We start from the raw sequence: 18,058 nt of genomic DNA on the forward strand, positions 1-18,058 counted from the left end.
GTTATGAAAAGTCCAATCACAGGCAAAGAAATGCCATTGAGGCAAGAAAAAGGGGCGTTTGATTTTCGAAAAGAACAATTCGAAATAGTATACCATTATTACGAGTGTGAAGAAAGTAAGGAACGGTTTGAGTCCGAGGAATTGACCCAACTAAACCTTAGCCAGGTTTACAATCAGTATCGGAAAAGACATAATCTGCCATTTCCTGAAGAGATTAAAGAGCTAAGGGAAACCTATAATCTTTCAGCTGCCAAAATGTCGGAGGTATTGGGGTTTGGTATCAACGTATACCGGAGTTATGAACAAGGCGAGATTCCAAATTCATCGAATGCCAAACTGATTCAGCTTACACAAGACCCAAGAGAATTTAAAAAATTGGTTTCACTCAGTAGTTCACTAAGTGAGAAGGAAAAAACAAAGATCAATCAACGTATTAATGAACTGCTCTTGGAAGAAGTGGAGTTTGAGAGCTTTGATGTAAAAGATTATCTAATGGGACAGCATTCTCCAGACGAGACAACTGGCTATCGGTTATCAAACCTAGAGAAGTTCACTGAAATGGTGGTGTTTTTCACCTATGAGGCACAGCCCTGGAAGACCAAAATGAATAAACTACTCTTCTATGCGGATTTTTTGCATTTCAAGCGATGTGGTGTTTCAATAAGTGGCACTCAGTACAGGGCAATTGATATGGGGCCAGTGCCTAACAACTATCAGAGCCTATTCGAGTACATCGCCAATAAAGATGATGTAGATGTCTACCACACGCAATTTGAAAATGGTGGTGTTGGTGAGCAGTTTAAGCCTCATCATGAACGAGTATTTGATCCTGAACTGTTTGATGAAAAAGAATTGGAAACACTCCAGATTGTGGCTAAGAAATTTAAAAAAGCAAAGACTCAGGAAATAGTCAATATCAGTCATCAGGAAAAGGCCTGGAAGGATAACTTTTCCAATGGCAAAAATTTGATTAATTACTTATATGCATTTGAATTAATAACTATTTAACACTAAAACTATGGCAGTAAACAAACCATATGGCGATAATGCCAGAAAAGGAGCTGTGAGAGGGAGGTCTCAAGTTCTTAACCCCAAAACCAATCAATGGACTAAAAGAGATTCGGAAACAGGAAAGTTCATGGACGGCAAACAGGACGGTACTCCCTTTAAAGGAGTAAGAAAGGAGAAGTGATATGCAGAAGATAAAATTTGATCCAATAACTACCTTCCTACTAATACTGGTGATTATTCTCATCTTTCATGCGTTTTTTCAATATCTCAAAAAAGTGTCGTGCAAAGAGGAAGAACTAAAGAGTGAAATTGAAAGGTGCCTATTTAAGATGAATCTTGCTCAGGAGAAAAGAGAGGAGCTGAAAGAAAGAGCCGCAAAAAAGTTTAAAATACTTTCGGTCTCCGTTTTTGTGGCATTTGGGATTCTTATAACAGCACTGACCTGGTTTGGTGTTTCTTACATCGATGCTCTTGAAGGAATTACTGGAACAATTGCTGTCACTTTCTTTATGTACACTTGGATTGCTTACGGAAAAATAGGTGTGAACCAGTTTTTGGATATGCTGAAGTCTAAGGTTCTTCAGCACATTTATATGAAAAATGGATTTAACCCGAAGGTTATTGATGAGCTGCAGATGAGTATCGTTGACAAAATCGCTCAACTGAATATGTTAAATGAGCATAAACAAAATTTGGACCTCCAACTAATTGAATATGGACGATATATTGAGAAGAGCGTTTTTGGAAAATGATATTAGTACTAAACTGAGATCTATGACAGAGATGGCAGACCCTATGAGAAATTTTAGAAAAGCATTGGGCATCCACAGTGTTATGGCAGAAATGCAAAGTAAGATTAACCCCCTTCGGGATTCAGCACTTGGGAATTTCCTACAAAGTCATAAGGCATTAGCTGAGATTGATAGGTCTCTCCACAGCCATAACCTACTTCAATTACATAAAACCAGTTTAACTGGAGTAATCAATATGCCACAATCCTATCAGTTCAATCTGATAGCTGAAGCCTTCGGAAGAAACAGGATATTTTCAGATATGATTGGTAAGGGGTTTGAAAATTCCATGATAGATAAGACATGGAATAGCGTTATTAAAAATCTAATGAAAGGCCTATCAGCAAATCAACCCTTATTTGGGAATGCCTTCCAGATTTATAGTAAAACTCTGATTAATGGTGGACAAAGGCTAAATCTATTCGAGGTAGTAAATAGTAAATTCCAGATGCAATTGGGCGGATTAACACTCAAAAACTATTCTGGTTTTGATGAATTCAGAAGCGACTTGTATGCCATTCCTGAAGCTGGAATTCTTCTGGATGACATTTTTGAAGAGGTGCAGGACATTGAATCGAACAGGATCAGTGAATATGGACTGGCTGTCTATAGAATTGCTGATAGTATTGAGGAGTTGCTTCAGCTCATTATCGATAGAATAACCTTAAGTCATGATCAGAAGAAAGCGTTCATAACAGGGCTATTGGTTTTAAAACACTATTTATTTACATACTTTATACCAGTAGCTTCAATTGTTTACAGTTATCATTTGAGTCATCAGTCCAGCAAAGAAATTTTAGATCTAAAGAAAGATATCAAGGAGAACCATCAAGAGATCATTGAAGATAATGAGGATATCAAAGCCACCAATCAATCCATTCTTGAAAACCAGGAGGAGTTAACGAACGGCTTAGAACAAGTGGATTTGAATGATCAAGATTTGCGCGAACAATTAACTAATGAAATGGATGAAATCAAGGAGCATCAGAATGAAATCGATGCTAAAATTGACTCAATGGTAAAGGCTCTAAAATAAGGAAAAACTCTAAATGACTTATAAGGAAAAATTCCAAGCTTCACAGGACAAAGCCCATCACCAAAATATTGCCACGAAAATACTTCGGGAGATGTCTGACCTCCGCTCCAAAGCGGAAGGGTCATCATCTGTCTCAAGACGCTGGATATGGGAGCTTATACAAAATGCAAAAGATGTTAACAACAATGGTAAGGTCAGAATTGCTGTCGAACTTATTCTTGGGAAGGATCCTAGTCTAATTTTCAAACATAATGGCAGGCCATTTACGGCTGATAACATACGCTTTCTGATTGAACAGATATCCACAAAGGATAGAAAGAAAGATGACGAAGGAAAACGTAAGACTACAGGAAAATTTGGGACTGGTTTTCTGACTACTCACCTTCTTTCGGAAAAAGTACTGATAGATGCAGTAGCTAAAGAGCCTGGTTTGGATCATCGCAAATTTCAATTAGAGTTAGACCGTACCGGTTTTGATCTTGAAGAAATAACCGATTCAGTCAGGAAGTCAAAAAAATCGGTTGAAAACCTTGATAATCTCCCACCCTTCGAATATTACAATGAAAATGAATTCAACACGACTTTCGAGTATAGGTTGGATGATGCTCTTGGTATAAAGATTGCCAAAGTTGGCTTAACTGATTTGATCAAATGTTTGCCATACTCACTGGCCTTTGTTGAAGAAATTGAGAGTGTAGAATTACAACCAGCAGGTTTTAAATATAACCTCTTAAACACTCAGTCCTTCCAAAATGGTATAAAGATAATTACAATTGGTCAAACTAAAAATGGTAATTCATCTTCTAGCCAATTAGCCTTACTTAGTAAAGGCTTTACTACAGTAGCACTACCAATTTCACTTGATCAAAATAATACTTTGTCAATCCTGTCTATCAAGGAGGAAGTACCCAGACTTTTTTGTGATTTCCCATTGATTGGATCAGAAATATTTCCATTTCCACTTATCATCAATAATCCTCATTTCAACCCTACTGACCCTAGAGATGGGGTATATCTTACTGACTCACAAAGAAATCCTCAGATAGGTGAAAATAAGACTATTATTAAAGAAGCAACTGAACTATATTTTGAGCTACTTGAATATGCCGCTGAGCAACAGTGGGAGAATTTACACTTGTTAGCGCAAATACACCGTTTACGAGAAACGCCTGAATGGATTTCAGATTCCTGGTTTAAGGATGAAGTCCTCAACCCAATTCAGAAGAAGTTGCTCTACACTAAAATCGTAAATACTGCCAACGATTCGGGTCCTAAATCAATATTAACAGAAGATGGGGAAAAGTACTTGTGGTTTCCCGACTCTTCGAAAAAGGAAATAAGAGATAAAATATGGGAATTAGCGAGACACTGGTTTCCTCATCGTCTGCCCAAAAGGGAAGACATAGACATATGGCACAAATTGTCCTGGAAGGATTGTGGTAAATTAGATGTGAATCAATTGGCTGCTTTTGTTGAAGGTTGCGAAACCTTAGAAAAATTAGCCTCAAATATTCAGAATCAAAATGTCCATGAATGGTTGGATGGTTTCTATGAGTTGTTAAAACTTGAGGAAAAAGACTACGATTCCATTGTAAATACGAGATTAATATTTCCTAACCAAAATGGAGCCCTTTGCAAGAGAGATCATTTGTGGGGCGATGCAGGAGATATTGACCTTGTATTTAAAGACATCTTAAAATTATTGGATAAAGATATTCGAGATGAACTTGTGGCCGCGGATCTTTCAATAACCTTCCCTGAAGAAAAAATAAGAAATAGGACCTTCGCTGTAAAAGCGATTGCCGGTGAAGTAATAGAAAAAACGACTGATAGGGAAACAGCGTCACATTATAAAGATGCACTCGGTAAACTTTTGATGTGGTTTCAGAAAAATCCTGAATTGGCGAATCAGTTATTCCCAGATTTATATAGACGCAAACATTTGCTTTATGATGAAGAAATCATAGCCGAAAATATGGATAAGGCGGAGCAATTGGCAGATCTATTAAAGGAGTATAATGCAAAAAATTTAACCCAGCTTAGAGAACTAATTGAAAAAGGCCAAGGTGCTGATATCGGAATATTACCCATTACTCAACAAATATTGGTGAGTATGGGCATAACTTCTATTGATGAATGGAGGGAAGCTTTAAAGGATCAAGACCTTGCTGCAATGTTTGCCCACGAGTCCACTCCCAACGAAGATTTATTTGTTTACGTACACGGTTTAATTGAACAAGCGAAAGACCGAGTTATTGCTCATTTAAAAGAACTTGAAGAATATGATGTTTCTGGATATGATGAAATAGCACCAACTACATTAGCGGGGATAAAAAAGAATGGTCAAGATATATATATTATAGTGAGGCCGGCTTATAATGGAGAAGTCATTATTTATTATGGTTCCGAACAAAACACACTAGATTTTGAGTATTCTGAATTATGGGCAGATGATGGTACTGATGTGAAAAAAATAACTTTTGGACACATTTTAAAGAAAGCAAAAATCAGAAAATTCCCAATCTAACATGGATGTTACTGAAGAACTAAAGCAACTTATTGGGCAGAAGAAAAATGAAAGGCTTGAATACAAGGCCGTTCTTCCTCCCTCTCGTGGCATTGCCCAATTAATTTCTGCATTCGCCAATGGTAATGGAGGCTTTATTGTTTTAGGGGTAGCTGAAGCAGGGGGAAAACCTACTATAGTCGGATTGAGTGAAGATTTTCACGCAAACTCAATTACTCATAAGGCAATTGATCTACTATCTCCAAAGCCGGATGTTCACTATCAATACGTAACGATTGATAGTAAGCGATTGTATGTGATAAAGGTCGAAAAATCTATAGTTGTAATTTCAACTGAAGGGAATGTATTTCTCCGAAAAGGAGACCGGACTGTACTAGAACAATCAGAAAAAAAAGAATATAGAGCCGATGGGTATAATCGTATTAAGCTATTCGCTCAACAGTTGGATGCCTATCGCGAAAAAGGCACCGTCTCAAAGACAAAGTTTTTAGATCATTATTTAAGTATTTTAAATATAGTGGATGACCAAGGGAAAACCCTCTATCCAGAATCACCAGTCACATCTCCAACACATCAAGAAGGTAAAGTACTAATTCGAATACTATTTTCTTCCTGTGCAGATAATTTTGAAACATACCTATCAGAATTACTCTATGAGATTTATTTAGCTAACCCAAATTCACTAAAATCAGATCAACCAGTCACTATTAAGGAAGTTTTAGATTGTGCAGACATACAAGAATTCGTGATTTACTGGGCTAAAAAGAAGCTTAGCAAGTTGCAAAAAGGAAGCGTTATGGGATTCATTTCTGCCAACAAGCAAATCAGTGATTTGAATGCCTTGAATCAAGAGCAGCAAACAGAAGTTGAAAAAATATTACAGATTAGACATTTATACACCCATCAAAATGGAAGAGTTGATGAAAAATTCTTAAAGTATTATCCAGGTGAATTTAACATCAACGATGAGCATCAAATGACTGTTGCCATGATGCTCGATAAGTTGGAATATTTATCGATAATTATTCATGAAATCGATAGAGCTGCTGTTCAAAAACATGGACTGTCAACTATGAATTAATGATTAACATCACCGCCTTTTCCATTCAAGGCTCCCCCAACCTCTCAAACAGAAACTTCACAATCTCCGGGCGGAGGAGTTTGGTGTGTTTAGTATAGCCAAACTGCTGTAGCTCTTCAAAGTACATATGAATCCAGGCAGAGAAAGTTTTGGTGCAGACACAGTACATCTCAGCCAGCTCATATTTGTAATAGGCTTTAACTTTGGGAAGTTGCTCGTCATCAAATATGATGGGCATCATGCGGGTAGAGGATGACCGAGGGGCAGTATGGAACGCAGCTTTTTCCATATTACAGGGTATCCCCTCCCATTTTCTTCCAGATACTCAAAGGGATTTCTTCACGCATGGCGGTATCAAAATGATATGCTTTGATCATGCCTTCCCATGCCGGTTTGGTTTTCAGGATTCTGAGCAGGTCTTTCAAATCGGACAGGTCTTTGGCAGGAAGTACGGTTTTGTTGTTTTTAATCTTACTTTCAAAAGGCTTTAATTCCTTGTCTGTCAGTTTCCGGTTAGGCCCTTTCAGTTCAATAGCATAGTAACTTTTGCCTTCTTTCGCTTTTTGATTGAGATATATCTGAATTTCTCCGGCAGCAAACATGTCTTTTCTGACTAGCCTATCATTGCTACTATTGAAAACAGCATATCTATGTTTGCTGCCTATTGGCTGATTTCCCGATATGACTACTTTCTTCTTCATCAGTACCTCAAAATTTTTAATTCAGTTCGTTTCCAGCCCTTTTTTAACATCTGCTTGAGCGCAGTTTCGGCCTCTTTTTTAGTCCGATACACTTTGGGTTTGGATTGTACGCGGTACTTATCAGCGGATTTAACCTCACTTCCGAAAATGGCATAGCCCTGACCTCTTTTTATGGACGGTGCCGCCTTTTCTTTTTTTCTGGAAGATTTCTTCAATATAAGATTCGCTTCTTTTTCTGCCTCCAAAGGTGTGGTATAAATGGCGTGGACTTGCTCAATTTTCAATCCACCCAGCACCTGGCGGAAAAGCCCAGCCAAAGTATCCGGACGGCCATCAAACACATCCGCTTTTTCTGAATGCCGGGTGGGTTGGTATACCACATATAATTTGTCAAGATCAATTTTCATAGTGCTATCAGTTTGAGTTGTCCGTTACGGTCTATGTATCCCAGGGTATTTTGCGTGTGGCACTCTTCAGGGATCAACTCCTCGCCAATGGTATTCCCCAAAAAGCCACCCAACAAAATAAAAGGGTAATAGTCCTCTATTTTCAACTGTTTAGCCATCAAGAACCCAGCCATTGAGCCAATGAGTGCCAACCCTGCTTTCTTGGTATTTTTAGATAGTCGCATAGCTTTTTTGGTTGATAAAAGAATTGGCTACAACGGCTACCGAAGAAGCAACCAAAGATGTCCATGCCGCGATGCTCAGCGACCTTCTGCGCTCATCACGAAAATCAATCAGGGTCAATGTAAAACTGTTGCCATGTATGCTTCGGTGAACTTTGGTCAGCTTCATAAAGAAGCCGTAATCTGAAGCGTCAGCGAATACCAGGCAACCGGCAGAAAAATTATCAATCACATTCGTTGATCCGGATTGTCTGGCCCGATGGATGTTGATGCCGAACTTACCGGTATCCGGGGACCCGCTTTCAAACCAGTTGAAAATCCCCTTTCGGTCATAATCACGAATGACAGTAACATCTTCTACCTGCACAACTGCCTCATAAATCCCACGGTGCAGTCCAATCGCATAAGCATCCACATACTGGCCTTTTTTTAAGAAAGCCGTGCCTTGCGGATGCATCGGATTATCAAGCCAGTATTGTCCGGGATCGCTAGTAGCCGGGAACACATGGTATACCCACTGACCCTGTTCATTCTTGTAAAAGACATGGATTTCATCATCAAATCGGTTGCTTCGGACATGCTTGCTCCGGTACGCTACGATGTTGAGCTCATAGGGCTTTTCAAAGAGCCGATAGCCCTTGCTTTTCAATATTTGCCTTGTCTTATTTAGCATCAATAAAATTGCTTACTGCCCAGACCTGCCGTTGAAGCCTTCGTTTGCGATAGACTCCATCGCCTTCCCTTGAACCATCATTATTTGTATTTCCTTCTACCGTGATTACCCAGTTGGCCTGCCAATCATCTACAAAACCAATATGGGCAGGCCGCTTCAGCCGCTCATACCAGATCAGGAATACATCTCCTGTTTGCGGAAGCTGCTTGATAAACTCACCTCGCTGATAAATCAGGTTTTGCTTTCTTGCGTAACCGGGCACCCAGGCACTTTTCGGATGTTCCACATCCACCTGCTGGTAGCACCAGCTCACAAAGGCTGCACACCAACTGAAGCCCAGTCCGAAACCTACCGAAGCAAGATATTTCTCCACCTGCTCACCTTGGTTAGCTCCGCCCTGCTCACGGATACCGACCTGGCTAAGGTAGATTTCTTGTAGCTCGTATCTTTTGCTCAGATGATCCTGGCCAGCAACACTACTACAAACAAGAAAGCAAAGAAAATAAACGTAGAAAGTTTTAGCTTTTGCCATGGTTCTATGGTTTTAAAGTCCTGAGCAAATTGATGATCCAGATAATCGTCAGAAGTCGGCCAGATCAGCTTCATCAGGATGCGGACGATTCCGTGTAAAAGAAACAATCCGATGATCGCAAACAGATAAACCTGGAACACCCCGGCATCATAAGTCGCGGCAGTTGGATCTATTTTTCTGAGAAACCAAGCACTATTGGCCCAGAGAAAGAGCGCTACCAGGATGGAGGATAATTCTCTCCATACTTTTAGGTAGTTCCATAACCACTTGATAACAGGAACCACATTTGTTTTCATCCATTGTTTGAGTTTGTTCATTGTTATATCAGTTTTAAGTTTTGTGAAGGGGCATATACCGTTACCCCATTTTCGGTAATGATCTGGGCTATACCCTTATGATTATTGGCCAGGTAGCCTACCACCGTTTTAGGGGGAATGGCTGGCAACATATAGTCGCCTTTCCCATTGCGCAGCATGGTAGGTTTATGGGTAATAGCCACATCGAGTACCCGGCTGTTTTTTAAATAGCGTTGCAGGTCTTGCATGGTTTCCAACGTCCCAAGACCGGACAATGTCCAGGTGCCAGTGGGTGATTGTTTCAAGCCTATCCGGATAAACTCGGCCCTGATCTTCACTTTGGCCGGTTCATTGTTTTTGAAGGCCACACTAAGCAACGCATTGACCGGACTGGTTACCCTTACGCCACCGACCCGAGCAGTATCAAAATGACTTCTTACCTCCAGGTAATCGCTGGTGTTTTGCATTTGCTTTAAGGCATTGAGGGCAGCAAAAAGGTTCTGACTGTTTGCTGCTTTGATCAGCTCGTCAGCTACTGTTTTGCTGCTGCCGGCACTACTTTGAGCAGCAGGGTTGCTCCTTACAATTTTGCTAAAGGTGCTTTCCGAAACGGACGTGGAATAGCCTGCTGCCCGTAGTGCTTTTTCTGTTCCACCACCAAACACTCCATCAGGAGTGCCATCCGGACGGATGCTCGTGCTGCGGATATGACCGGCTGCTTCACCGCCCAACCTGAGCAAACCTTGTTGAAGCTGTTTCACCAGTTCGCCTCTTGATCCGCTTCTTAGTGGAAAGGAACTACTGCTTGTGGTTCGGGGGACTGAGGCAGGCAATGCTGGGATGATATTGTTGACTGTAAGTCCTTGTCCACGTTGCATCACCGCTCGGTCTTGCAAATAATTATACAAGAGATAACCACCGCCCAATACTGCCCCGGCTCCCAGGCCATAGATGATGTATTTTCGTTGAACACCTGCCTTTTGTTTGGGTACCGGTTGTTTTCGTCTTACTGATGCTGATTTTGTATTGCGTTTTCGTGTATTGGTCATCATGATCAGGGTTTTGAATTAATAATCTGTAATGCAGTAGCAAACTCTTCAGAAGAGAGTTCTTCTTTCAGGTCTGCAGCCAGGTTTCGTCCGTAGAGATCACGGTACGCCCGCTGCACTTTGTTCATAACCGAGCTAGTGGGTATGGTCTCCAGTACGGCAAATACAGCTTCTTCATCAGTGCCCCAGCCGAAATAGTTGTCATTCTCAAAAGCCATTTTGAGTTGAGTGGCAAAAGCGGCCGGGTTGCCTTCGGTCAGGGCCTGATTTTCCCGAATGCCTTGTTTAAAGTTTTTTACCACAGCCCTCACTCCCAGAAACACCCCAGCTGCGGCACCCACTGCTAAAATAGTAGAGGTCACCTGGCTGCTGATGCTGATTCGGGGGCGGTTCTGCCATGCGAGTTGCCCGGCTTTATATGCTATAGCTGGTACTGACATTACTTTTTAATTCCTAGTTTCATCTTCACCACATTGCGCACAAAGGCATCCGATTTGAAAATCTTCTCCATTTTGATGATGCCCTCGGCTTGAAAGGTGGATACCATAGTTTCAAAAGCTTTTTTGACCTGACCCGCTTCCACCTGGTTTTTAGCTTTCAGTTTGATATTGAAGTTGTATTCTTCCATTATACTTGCTCATTTTGCTTTTCTTGATTGGGGGTCTTTTGAGCTTTTCTGATCTTGCTCATTTGATTGAGATAGTAGATGACCTTGCTGATCATCGTTTCATCTTCCTTCACCTGCTCACCAAGCTGGCTGACCATCTGCACGACTTGCTCAAACTGCTCATCGTCAAAAAGCTCGCGGAAATACTCAGCGATGTTGAGTAGGTTTTGCTGCTCTTCAGACAGACTTGCTGCAGGGAGCAATTGCTTCACATCTTCCCCGCTCAGGCTTCCCAGAGTGCTGGCCAGTCCTTGCATTTCTTTAGGATACTTGGTGGCCAGCCCATTAATGGCACCCGGCAAAAGCACCTTGCCCAGTTCTACCAGGCTGAGTTTTTTGACCAGTTCTTCAATTTCACCAGATTTTTCTTCCAGGGCTTCTTCGGACTTTTCCAGCTCCTTCTCCAACTTTTCTATGTCCTTGAGCAAACCGGCATTTTCTTTTTTTAAAGTATCAAAATCCCGCTTGAGCAATTCATCTTTTAATAACCCCTCTACCTGGTTGTGAATACCACTGAGGGATTCCTCTTTACTTCTGGAAATTTCTTCCAGCTTTTGTTTGAGCTGCTCATTTTCTAATGAGAGCTTCTGCAATGTCAGCTTGTCTTCCAGTGATTTGGCGTAAGCAGACTTATCTTCTACTGATTCAGCAGTAGTTTTTATATGACCCGGTTTTTCTTCCCCATTCTGGGTAGGGCTATCTCTCAGCACCTGCAGATGCTTCTGTGCTCCGCTTAATTTGTACTTCACATAAGCACTCTCATTCTCTAGTCCCAGTGCTTCCATTTCTTCGTACTGCTCATCGGTCAGTCGCACCGATCCGGGTTTTCGTATTCTATCAGCTTCCATATCACTCATTTTAAGATAACCTGGATAAACTTTACTTTTCTGGGCACAGATGATTGGTTCAGGATTTCAATTCTGTCCGCATGCTCATGAATGTTTTCCGAAAGCTTTGGGTTGTTGTAATCGTACTCGCCAAAGTCCGAGCTGATCCGGATACCGGATTCGGCTTCCAGCAAAATCCAGAGTTCGTTAAAGGCAGCCAGCCTGATTTCCTGCTGGGGCTCCAGGTTTAAATCCTGAAATACCAAGCGATAGATTTGAAAGCCTCTTTCCTGCACCCTTTGGGGAATGTATCGTATGGCTAATTCTTCAGTCATTCTTAAGCACTTCAGGATTTTCATCAATCATCAACCAGAGCCTTACTTGATAAGGCCCGGAGGTATACCCAGCATCTTTAAATGCACCGGTCACATAATCTCCACTGATTTCTATATCCAAGGGATGAATGGGCAGATTCGGGATCGGCTCATTCAGTTCAATCTCATTGAAGTTGCAGTTGGTATCAAAGTTGAACAGGTAACGGTCCTGCTTCAAGCGGTCATGATCACGGAAAATGGAAGTGGGTTCTATCACTTCGGTTTTCATCTCAATGCCCCTGGGGCTAAATAGAGTTAATTCTCCCAGTATCATCGCTTAGTAATCATCTTCTTCATCGTCATTGATGCCACCATCACCATAATTCTCAGGTGCGGGATGCACTTCCAGTTTTACCATGCCCAATCCGGCATACTTGCTTTCCCATACCCAATAGTCTTCCTTAAAATCCGTCCAGAAATCTCTGATTTCAACTGTTACAGGATCCTTGAATTTATCCTTCTGATCGTTCAATTTAAGTTCGGCCATTTCCAGTCGCTTAGGTTGGGCGTAATACAGCTTTTCACCTTCCTTTACTTCAATTCGGTACACCACCGGCTGGCTTCCGATCAGGTCATCCCGCAAACCGCAGACCAACGCCTGATTGATGTAGGTATCCTGGGCACTGCCGACATATACCCGGTTATGGTGTATTTTCTGATCCGGGGCACCGTGGGTAATGATAACTCCCACTACCTTACAACTGCTATGCGGCACTTTCTCTTTGAAGGTCTTATACTGCCCATTTTCGGTAATGGAAAATTCCACCGGCACAAAATGCCTTTTGATCAACAGCTTTTCTGCTGCTTCTCCTTCCAATGTCATTTGCTGGATCACTTTTCTGATCATATTTCCTCCTCCAATAAAAGCACCACCGACACCTGATAGCCATTGCCCAATACCGCCCGCTCATGATCTTTGTCCTCATAGCGCACTTTAACCGACAAATCCCCAGGCTGCACTTCACCCAAATCAAAAAACCGCTCCCGAGGTGCCACACTGATGCTGGAGATCAGGATCTTGCTGTCAAAGCCTTCCGGGAAAAGCTCATCGCCTCCAATTTCAATGCGCTGACTGCCCCGATAGTACAACTTATTGGGAAAGTCAGAGGTAAGTTGCAGGCCCTTGACAAAAGCAGTCTTCTTAGGCAGCTCCCACTTCACCGGGGTGTAGGGCTTATTGGCCTCATCAATATGAAAAGTGAAGGTTTTTCGTACTTCTCTTGTCTTATTTTCCATGAATAATTTGATTATGCTGGAACCGTGGAAGTACCAGCTAATACGACTTTAATAAGTGTTTTTTCCGGGGCATCCTCTCCTAATTCTATTGTAAACTCAAACTCTTCATCATCTCTAACAAACCTTGGGTTTTCCAGGATGTAAGTTCCTAGGTTTACCTGAAAATTGTTATCTGTAATGAACTCCTGCATAGGTCTTTCATCAATAATAATCTTCTTATTGGCCATGAAGGTGAATACTCCATTTTGAAGGCCCGCTACTTTTTTGATAGAATCAAAATTAGCCATTTTTAGAACTTTCTTAAGTTCAAGTTCACTATCAGGCAAGTCGCCTTCGAAGATTACTGCCAGTAATATGATCCTGTTACAAAGGAACAGCCGATCTTTCGGCAACTTAGTTTGAGTAACATTAGTGATTCCAATTTCTTTGGAATCCTGGGTTTCAAACATATTAATATTGGCCTTTCCTCCTGCTTTCTTTATTGAGTAGTAAGAAGCATCTGCCAACATCAACCGTCCTTCTTTGATCCCTTCGGCTACTTTCACCATAGCTGGGTCAAACTTTTTACCCTGCTCTCTCAAAGAAAGGTGGGCATTAACGATTTCGAGAAACTGTTCTCTTGAATTTTTCCGTACCATGTTATAGATGTTAGAATTTAGATAATTAATCAGGTGTTAGAGGACTGAAAGCCTACTTTGAAGCCAATTCAGTCTTTTGGAATTTGCTTTTTGCAATTTGGAATTTCACTTATGCTACTGCATTGATTTCTAGTGCATCTGACCCCTTCAATTCTGCAATATCAGGATTGCCTAACTCACCAAGTCCTCCCACTGAATCAACGCCTTGAAGCTCGGGTTGCCCAATCAAGTTATCCGCATTACCATCTTCCAGTTGGCGGATGATGTCATCCACTTCTGAAGTATCGAAGTTGCCGATATCACCAATATCCCCGTTAAGCATGAGTATTTCACCGTCCTCCAAACCATTAAGGCCAAGCTTTTCACTCAGTGAAGGAGACAATTTGTCCAGGTATACTTTCTTGCCCAGGGCCTTCAGTGAGGATAACGCCCTATTTTTGGCGTTGGCTACTTCATCCTGAAAGCCATCCATTCCAGAAACGTTTTCTTCATTTCGCTGGACAAAGCCATTTGAAGCCACCATACCCACTCCGGCTGAAGTCAACCAATCATACTGGTACCAGGCACCACCAAAGATGGTAGCGGCTCCGATCCATAGCGAATGTCGTCCGACTGCTGACCCGGCTACCATGCCCACTAGCCCTGAACCGAGATTCTTACCTGTTTCAATCAGGCTATTTTTGATTAAAACTTTCTTTTCCATGATGATATCTTTAAGTTGTTAATTCAAGTTACAGAAGCGCAGTAGGTACCAGCCTCTTGGATTTCTTGCGGGCGCTTTTCTTTTTAGTCTTTGTCTTGCCAGTACTTTTAAAGCGTCCTTTGGCATCTCTTGGGATTCCATCTACTGATTTTGACCTTCCCTTGTTCGTCCTTGTGGATTGCTTAACCACATAATAGATACCTCCTCCGGCTACCAGAACCCCTGCCCCGATAAGCAAGGGTGTTTTGTTCTTTTGAAAGAACCCATTCTTTTCTTCCGGTTTGTCCGTGGTTTGTACTTCAGTGGAAGGTGCCGGTGCTCGTCTGACTAAGGCCGTAGTGGTTGGGGTCGTACTGGGCATTGAGGTGATTTTAGTGGTCACAGGGGACTGTGTAGCTGTGGCTGGCCTTCGTACCAGCGAAGTGGTAGGCTGGCTAAACCTAACCAGCGGCTTGGGAATAGGCTGCGGTGGCTTCACCGGAGTGGCTCCACCCCCAGGTTTAGTGGGAGTAGGCACAAAGGATTTAGCCGTACTTACGAGGTTCTTTACATCAGACTGTGTCTTCTTGGCCTTATCAAACACCCCGGTAATCTTGCTCAGCAAAGCGGAGATGGAAGCCACCGCTCCGGAAGCAGCCGCTACAGCTGTCCCCGTCACCACTACACCCAGGCCTTCCACTTCCATGCCGTCATTCAGTAATTGCTCCACCTCATCGGCATCGGCCTCTACAATCATCTTTTCAAAGGGATCCACATAATCATCTACCTCAGATAACGGACTTCCTAACTCAAAACCATTCAATGGCACTGATTTATCGGTATTGCCTTTTCCTGTAAGAATGGCTTTTTTGAGGTTCTCTTTTTTACCACCAGCCAACTCATAAATCTTATCGGCTTTCTTGATAGCCTCTTTCAGCTTGACAAACCCACTCATGCTCATGCCCCGCTTTCGGGCTTCGGAATCACTGAGATAGCCGAAACGTAATCGTTCTGCTACTTTCATCAGGTTGGTTTTCATGGCCAGTAAAAAGCCGTTCCTTAGTAATATGGTAGCCGGGTTCAGATAACGGTTCACTGTTTTCACGACTGGTGTGATCACTTTCTTGGCTGTAAACTTGGCGGCATTGGATACACCTTTGGCTACCGGTTTGATTACTTTTTTACCGACAAACTTGGCGGCATTCTTTAAACCCCGGCCAATCTTTTTTAAGAAACCCAGTTCGCCTAATCCATCTATTACATAAAGATTCTCTTCCACATCTGCATACATGATCACATTGCCGTCTTCGTCCTGTATCTCGTAAGCGATATCGGGGCTTTGAACATAGCCGAGCGCTTCCAGGGCTTCAATCTGCTGGCCGCTCATTTCTCCCTCTTCAAGGCTTTCAAAATCTATGTCCTGGATGTCTACATTATCCAGTCCTGAAGCTGTAAATCCATCTAATCTATGCAGTTCCATAATTCATCAAGTTAAAATTTCAGTTAGTTTATAAGCGCCTAAGCCTATTCCTAAAGCCAGAAATATTTTTCCCGTGAGTCCCAGGCCTATTATCTTGCCTTTGGCTCTCGGTGCAGTTTGTTTTTCCAATGCAAGTGCCACCTCTACCTTCGGCTGAGCTTGTGTTAGCTGCAACACCGGCTGGGATGAGATTTTCTGTTCAGGCACCTTTCGGAGGGTTAGCATATCAGGTGTTGTCATCTGGTTTTGCTTATGACCAAACTTCCTAATTTGCCGAAGCGGTAGCCTCGGTTGCTTTAAGTTATAGATACCTAATCCATCGATGAGCAAGTCGGCTGAATCTACACCACTGACTTCCCGGATGCCGTTGATCTCGCCCACAGGTTTTCGGTCGTCTATATCAAAATCCCGGGCTTCCGAATACGGTACTTCATAGTTGAACTGGTCAGTAACACAGTCCAGCGTGAAGTAACCAGTCTCATTTGGTACAATGGGATAGATATGCTGGAAATAGGGCTTGATTCCGTATTTGGTGATTCGTACTTTGTGCGGGATGTCCAAGTTGGTAAGTATGCTGGAAATAAAAACCGAATAGCAGTCACAATCCACGCCTGTTTTGCGGTCTGTCCAGGTGCGGGATGGTCGCCTGACCTGTTCTACCCCGGCTTTGTCCCTGGCATACTGAATGTGGTTGTAGACAAAATCCCAAATGTTCTCGCAGGTATCTTGTAGCGTTTTACCTTTCAGGGTTTTAGCCAAAAGGGCTGTATCTCCCTTCGTATCCCTTACGACCTGTTTGATCAGGTTGATGGTGTGGTGTAGCTGCGCCTTGCCTTCGGGACGGATTACCTTGTCCTGACCACTACTTTTAGGAAAAAGCTTGTCAAACGCATGGCCTGGGGCGATATGTCGTTTCTTCAGGGCTTGCATCAGATGGCGAGTTTGAGGGTTTCTTGCTGCTGGTATGGGATACCGTTGACTTTTGTGGTCACCGTGGAGACCACATCCAGCACGGCTTCTTGTCCACTGCGGATTTTTTGTACGAGTTCAGTGCCTAAGACCTGGATGAGCGAGAGCCACCCAGCTGACTGAATGGTGATATTGAAGGACTCTTCTCCATTGGCAGGTAGTTGGATGGTTTCATCCTTGACCTGAGACGAACCGAGAGAGGCATCTTTATAAGTAAGATTGACAAAAGGATACTGAATGGAAAGGTTGATCGGGTTGGGATTTTGCAAACGGACGTTTGCCTTAAGCTCAATGCCCGACAGGCTGACCTTGTTGACCTGCAGGGATGTTCTGGTCACAATGGTCTTAGAGGCTTGATTGAGCCTGAGTAAATACCGGCCTGCGAAAAAAGCGGCCGCTCCACCTACTATCCATTTAAGCATTTGAGTTACTTTTTTTACCCAAATGAATATTTATTTTCTATGCAGTCCAAATGGGTCTGGGATAGCCTGTTTTGGTCAGGGAATAATGTGGAATAAAGTGTATTTTACCGGTTCTAAAGGTTGTTTTCTGTGATATCACTAAAACCTTGGAGTTTAAATATTTAATCACCCTAAATGGTCTTAAAATGATCGAAGAAAATTTGAACATGAAGTTTATGAGCAAAGGAGATCTTGCTAAAAAACTTAATGTAAGTTCAGAAACACTAAGGTTAAAAATGAAAGAAATCAAGGGGCTAGATACTAGTAGGAGAAAGCTCTTGTACCCCTGGGAGGTGAAATTGATTTATCTTCATTTTGGTTATGGGAAGTAGTTTTTCTCGTCATAAGGTGGTTTTCCAAGGAGGATTTATTTTGACGACTATTTAGGTACTTTTAGTG

The 18,058-nt window shown here is 42.2% G+C and carries 27 protein-coding genes; 7 read left to right on the top strand and 20 right to left on the bottom strand.

What is annotated here, in order from left to right; genetic code table 11:
• The first annotated feature begins 3 nt into the window (after window positions 1–3).
• The 6 genes from IEV85_RS11190 to IEV85_RS11215 are packed head-to-tail and all read left to right on the top strand — an operon-like array spanning window position 4 to window position 6,446.
• A complete protein-coding gene (locus tag IEV85_RS11190) occupies window positions 4–1,008 on the top strand; it encodes a type II toxin-antitoxin system antitoxin SocA domain-containing protein (RefSeq protein WP_188463298.1) in 1,005 nt (334 codons plus the stop codon).
• 10 nt (window positions 1,009–1,018) lie between these two features.
• Window positions 1,019–1,192, top strand: coding sequence for a hypothetical protein (locus IEV85_RS11195; RefSeq protein ID WP_188463301.1), 174 nt, complete (start codon window positions 1,019–1,021; stop codon window positions 1,190–1,192).
• 1 nt (window position 1,193) lies between these two features.
• Window positions 1,194–1,763 carry a hypothetical protein gene (locus IEV85_RS11200; RefSeq protein ID WP_188463303.1) on the top strand — a complete coding sequence of 190 codons (570 nt, stop codon included), beginning with the start codon at window positions 1,194–1,196 and terminating at the stop codon, window positions 1,761–1,763.
• Window positions 1,726–2,838 carry a hypothetical protein gene (locus IEV85_RS11205; RefSeq protein WP_188463305.1) on the top strand — a complete coding sequence of 371 codons (1,113 nt, stop codon included), beginning with the start codon at window positions 1,726–1,728 and terminating at the stop codon, window positions 2,836–2,838. Before IEV85_RS11200 ends, IEV85_RS11205 begins: the two co-directional genes overlap by 38 nt.
• Window positions 2,839–2,851: 13 nt before the next feature.
• On the top strand, window positions 2,852–5,365 hold the full coding sequence (locus tag IEV85_RS11210; RefSeq protein WP_188463307.1) for a sacsin N-terminal ATP-binding-like domain-containing protein: 2,514 nt from the start codon (window positions 2,852–2,854) through the stop codon (window positions 5,363–5,365).
• A gap of 1 nt (window position 5,366) precedes the next feature.
• Window positions 5,367–6,446 (top strand): AlbA family DNA-binding domain-containing protein, encoded by a 1,080-nt coding sequence (locus IEV85_RS11215; RefSeq protein WP_188463309.1) that lies wholly within the window; start codon window positions 5,367–5,369, stop codon window positions 6,444–6,446.
• A gap of 25 nt (window positions 6,447–6,471) precedes the next feature.
• Here the strand turns inward: IEV85_RS11215 and IEV85_RS11220 are convergent, their stop codons facing one another.
• The 20 genes from IEV85_RS11220 to IEV85_RS11315 form a co-directional block, all read right to left on the bottom strand.
• On the bottom strand, window positions 6,472–6,735 hold the full coding sequence (locus tag IEV85_RS11220) for a DUF4248 domain-containing protein (RefSeq protein WP_188463311.1): 264 nt from the start codon (window positions 6,733–6,735) through the stop codon (window positions 6,472–6,474).
• A gap of 1 nt (window position 6,736) precedes the next feature.
• Window positions 6,737–7,147 (bottom strand): hypothetical protein, encoded by a 411-nt coding sequence (locus tag IEV85_RS11225; protein WP_188463313.1) that lies wholly within the window; start codon window positions 7,145–7,147, stop codon window positions 6,737–6,739.
• Complete coding sequence (locus tag IEV85_RS11230) at window positions 7,147–7,554, bottom strand: hypothetical protein (RefSeq protein ID WP_188463315.1); 408 nt, start codon at window positions 7,552–7,554, stop codon at window positions 7,147–7,149. Before IEV85_RS11230 ends, IEV85_RS11225 begins: the two co-directional genes overlap by 1 nt.
• Entirely contained in the window at window positions 7,551–7,778 is a 228-nt protein-coding gene (locus IEV85_RS11235) for a hypothetical protein (protein WP_188463317.1), read from the bottom strand. Before IEV85_RS11235 ends, IEV85_RS11230 begins: the two co-directional genes overlap by 4 nt.
• The gene (locus IEV85_RS11240; RefSeq protein ID WP_188463319.1) at window positions 7,765–8,448 is read right to left on the bottom strand and encodes a hypothetical protein; all 684 of its coding nucleotides are present in this window, start codon (window positions 8,446–8,448) and stop codon (window positions 7,765–7,767) included. The genes IEV85_RS11235 and IEV85_RS11240 overlap by 14 nt, the downstream gene beginning before the upstream one ends.
• The gene (locus IEV85_RS11245; RefSeq protein ID WP_229712569.1) at window positions 8,438–8,821 is read right to left on the bottom strand and encodes a CHAP domain-containing protein; all 384 of its coding nucleotides are present in this window, start codon (window positions 8,819–8,821) and stop codon (window positions 8,438–8,440) included. The genes IEV85_RS11240 and IEV85_RS11245 overlap by 11 nt, the downstream gene beginning before the upstream one ends.
• An 80-nt stretch (window positions 8,822–8,901) precedes the next feature.
• A complete protein-coding gene (locus IEV85_RS11250) occupies window positions 8,902–9,297 on the bottom strand; it encodes a hypothetical protein (protein ID WP_188463328.1) in 396 nt (131 codons plus the stop codon).
• A gap of 2 nt (window positions 9,298–9,299) precedes the next feature.
• On the bottom strand, window positions 9,300–10,157 hold the full coding sequence (locus IEV85_RS11255) for a peptidoglycan binding domain-containing protein (protein WP_188463330.1): 858 nt from the start codon (window positions 10,155–10,157) through the stop codon (window positions 9,300–9,302).
• 173 nt (window positions 10,158–10,330) lie between these two features.
• Window positions 10,331–10,765, bottom strand: a complete 435-nt coding sequence (locus IEV85_RS11260; protein ID WP_188463332.1) for a hypothetical protein — start codon at window positions 10,763–10,765, stop codon at window positions 10,331–10,333.
• Window positions 10,765–10,953, bottom strand: coding sequence for a hypothetical protein (locus IEV85_RS11265; RefSeq protein ID WP_155174802.1), 189 nt, complete (start codon window positions 10,951–10,953; stop codon window positions 10,765–10,767). The genes IEV85_RS11260 and IEV85_RS11265 overlap by 1 nt, the downstream gene beginning before the upstream one ends.
• Entirely contained in the window at window positions 10,953–11,840 is an 888-nt protein-coding gene (locus IEV85_RS11270; RefSeq protein ID WP_155174801.1) for a hypothetical protein, read from the bottom strand. Before IEV85_RS11270 ends, IEV85_RS11265 begins: the two co-directional genes overlap by 1 nt.
• A 5-nt stretch (window positions 11,841–11,845) precedes the next feature.
• Entirely contained in the window at window positions 11,846–12,154 is a 309-nt protein-coding gene (locus tag IEV85_RS11275; protein ID WP_155174800.1) for a hypothetical protein, read from the bottom strand.
• Window positions 12,147–12,467, bottom strand: a complete 321-nt coding sequence (locus IEV85_RS11280) for a hypothetical protein (RefSeq protein ID WP_185156182.1) — start codon at window positions 12,465–12,467, stop codon at window positions 12,147–12,149. Before IEV85_RS11280 ends, IEV85_RS11275 begins: the two co-directional genes overlap by 8 nt.
• Window positions 12,468–12,470: 3 nt before the next feature.
• Window positions 12,471–13,040, bottom strand: a complete 570-nt coding sequence (locus IEV85_RS11285; protein WP_155174798.1) for a hypothetical protein — start codon at window positions 13,038–13,040, stop codon at window positions 12,471–12,473.
• The gene (locus IEV85_RS11290; protein ID WP_155174797.1) at window positions 13,037–13,429 is read right to left on the bottom strand and encodes a hypothetical protein; all 393 of its coding nucleotides are present in this window, start codon (window positions 13,427–13,429) and stop codon (window positions 13,037–13,039) included. Before IEV85_RS11290 ends, IEV85_RS11285 begins: the two co-directional genes overlap by 4 nt.
• Before the next feature lie 11 nt (window positions 13,430–13,440).
• Window positions 13,441–14,067, bottom strand: coding sequence for a hypothetical protein (locus tag IEV85_RS11295; RefSeq protein WP_155174796.1), 627 nt, complete (start codon window positions 14,065–14,067; stop codon window positions 13,441–13,443).
• Between the two features lie 109 nt (window positions 14,068–14,176).
• Window positions 14,177–14,770 (bottom strand): hypothetical protein, encoded by a 594-nt coding sequence (locus tag IEV85_RS11300; protein ID WP_188463334.1) that lies wholly within the window; start codon window positions 14,768–14,770, stop codon window positions 14,177–14,179.
• Window positions 14,771–14,798: 28 nt separating this feature from the next.
• Window positions 14,799–15,869, bottom strand: a complete 1,071-nt coding sequence (locus IEV85_RS11305; RefSeq protein ID WP_229712570.1) for a hypothetical protein — start codon at window positions 15,867–15,869, stop codon at window positions 14,799–14,801.
• Between the two features lie 366 nt (window positions 15,870–16,235).
• Window positions 16,236–17,159: a transglutaminase-like domain-containing protein gene (locus tag IEV85_RS11310; RefSeq protein ID WP_185156181.1), complete on the bottom strand. Its 924-nt coding sequence runs from the start codon at window positions 17,157–17,159 to the stop codon at window positions 16,236–16,238.
• The gene (locus IEV85_RS11315; RefSeq protein ID WP_155174793.1) at window positions 17,159–17,620 is read right to left on the bottom strand and encodes an LEA/WHy family protein; all 462 of its coding nucleotides are present in this window, start codon (window positions 17,618–17,620) and stop codon (window positions 17,159–17,161) included. Before IEV85_RS11315 ends, IEV85_RS11310 begins: the two co-directional genes overlap by 1 nt.
• Before the next feature lie 185 nt (window positions 17,621–17,805).
• Here IEV85_RS11315 and IEV85_RS11320 point away from each other — a divergent pair, with 185 nt between their 5' ends.
• Complete coding sequence (locus IEV85_RS11320) at window positions 17,806–17,991, top strand: hypothetical protein (RefSeq protein WP_185156183.1); 186 nt, start codon at window positions 17,806–17,808, stop codon at window positions 17,989–17,991.
• Window positions 17,992–18,058: the final 67 nt, after the last annotated feature.

Origin of the sequence: Marivirga lumbricoides (assembly GCF_014636295.1) — a bacterium.
GTDB lineage: Bacteria > Bacteroidota > Bacteroidia > Cytophagales > Cyclobacteriaceae > Marivirga > Marivirga lumbricoides.

Coding starts and splice junctions, on each gene's coding strand:
- IEV85_RS11320 (WP_185156183.1), top strand. CDS start 17,806: ATGATCGAAGAAAATTTGAACATGAAGTTTATGAGCAAAGGAGATCTT.
- IEV85_RS11300 (WP_188463334.1), bottom strand. CDS start 14,770: ATGGAAAAGAAAGTTTTAATCAAAAATAGCCTGATTGAAACAGGTAAG.
- IEV85_RS11195 (WP_188463301.1), top strand. CDS start 1,019: ATGGCAGTAAACAAACCATATGGCGATAATGCCAGAAAAGGAGCTGTG.
- IEV85_RS11200 (WP_188463303.1), top strand. CDS start 1,194: ATGCAGAAGATAAAATTTGATCCAATAACTACCTTCCTACTAATACTG.
- IEV85_RS11220 (WP_188463311.1), bottom strand. CDS start 6,735: ATGGAAAAAGCTGCGTTCCATACTGCCCCTCGGTCATCCTCTACCCGC.
- IEV85_RS11260 (WP_188463332.1), bottom strand. CDS start 10,765: ATGTCAGTACCAGCTATAGCATATAAAGCCGGGCAACTCGCATGGCAG.
- IEV85_RS11190 (WP_188463298.1), top strand. CDS start 4: ATGAAAAGTCCAATCACAGGCAAAGAAATGCCATTGAGGCAAGAAAAA.
- IEV85_RS11210 (WP_188463307.1), top strand. CDS start 2,852: ATGACTTATAAGGAAAAATTCCAAGCTTCACAGGACAAAGCCCATCAC.
- IEV85_RS11235 (WP_188463317.1), bottom strand. CDS start 7,778: ATGCGACTATCTAAAAATACCAAGAAAGCAGGGTTGGCACTCATTGGC.
- IEV85_RS11315 (WP_155174793.1), bottom strand. CDS start 17,620: ATGCTTAAATGGATAGTAGGTGGAGCGGCCGCTTTTTTCGCAGGCCGG.
- IEV85_RS11290 (WP_155174797.1), bottom strand. CDS start 13,429: ATGGAAAATAAGACAAGAGAAGTACGAAAAACCTTCACTTTTCATATT.
- IEV85_RS11205 (WP_188463305.1), top strand. CDS start 1,726: ATGGACGATATATTGAGAAGAGCGTTTTTGGAAAATGATATTAGTACT.
- IEV85_RS11215 (WP_188463309.1), top strand. CDS start 5,367: ATGGATGTTACTGAAGAACTAAAGCAACTTATTGGGCAGAAGAAAAAT.
- IEV85_RS11310 (WP_185156181.1), bottom strand. CDS start 17,159: ATGCAAGCCCTGAAGAAACGACATATCGCCCCAGGCCATGCGTTTGAC.
- IEV85_RS11230 (WP_188463315.1), bottom strand. CDS start 7,554: ATGAAAATTGATCTTGACAAATTATATGTGGTATACCAACCCACCCGG.
- IEV85_RS11265 (WP_155174802.1), bottom strand. CDS start 10,953: ATGGAAGAATACAACTTCAATATCAAACTGAAAGCTAAAAACCAGGTG.
- IEV85_RS11225 (WP_188463313.1), bottom strand. CDS start 7,147: ATGAAGAAGAAAGTAGTCATATCGGGAAATCAGCCAATAGGCAGCAAA.
- IEV85_RS11275 (WP_155174800.1), bottom strand. CDS start 12,154: ATGACTGAAGAATTAGCCATACGATACATTCCCCAAAGGGTGCAGGAA.
- IEV85_RS11285 (WP_155174798.1), bottom strand. CDS start 13,040: ATGATCAGAAAAGTGATCCAGCAAATGACATTGGAAGGAGAAGCAGCA.
- IEV85_RS11280 (WP_185156182.1), bottom strand. CDS start 12,467: ATGATACTGGGAGAATTAACTCTATTTAGCCCCAGGGGCATTGAGATG.
- IEV85_RS11240 (WP_188463319.1), bottom strand. CDS start 8,448: ATGCTAAATAAGACAAGGCAAATATTGAAAAGCAAGGGCTATCGGCTC.
- IEV85_RS11250 (WP_188463328.1), bottom strand. CDS start 9,297: ATGAACAAACTCAAACAATGGATGAAAACAAATGTGGTTCCTGTTATC.
- IEV85_RS11270 (WP_155174801.1), bottom strand. CDS start 11,840: ATGGAAGCTGATAGAATACGAAAACCCGGATCGGTGCGACTGACCGAT.
- IEV85_RS11295 (WP_155174796.1), bottom strand. CDS start 14,067: ATGGTACGGAAAAATTCAAGAGAACAGTTTCTCGAAATCGTTAATGCC.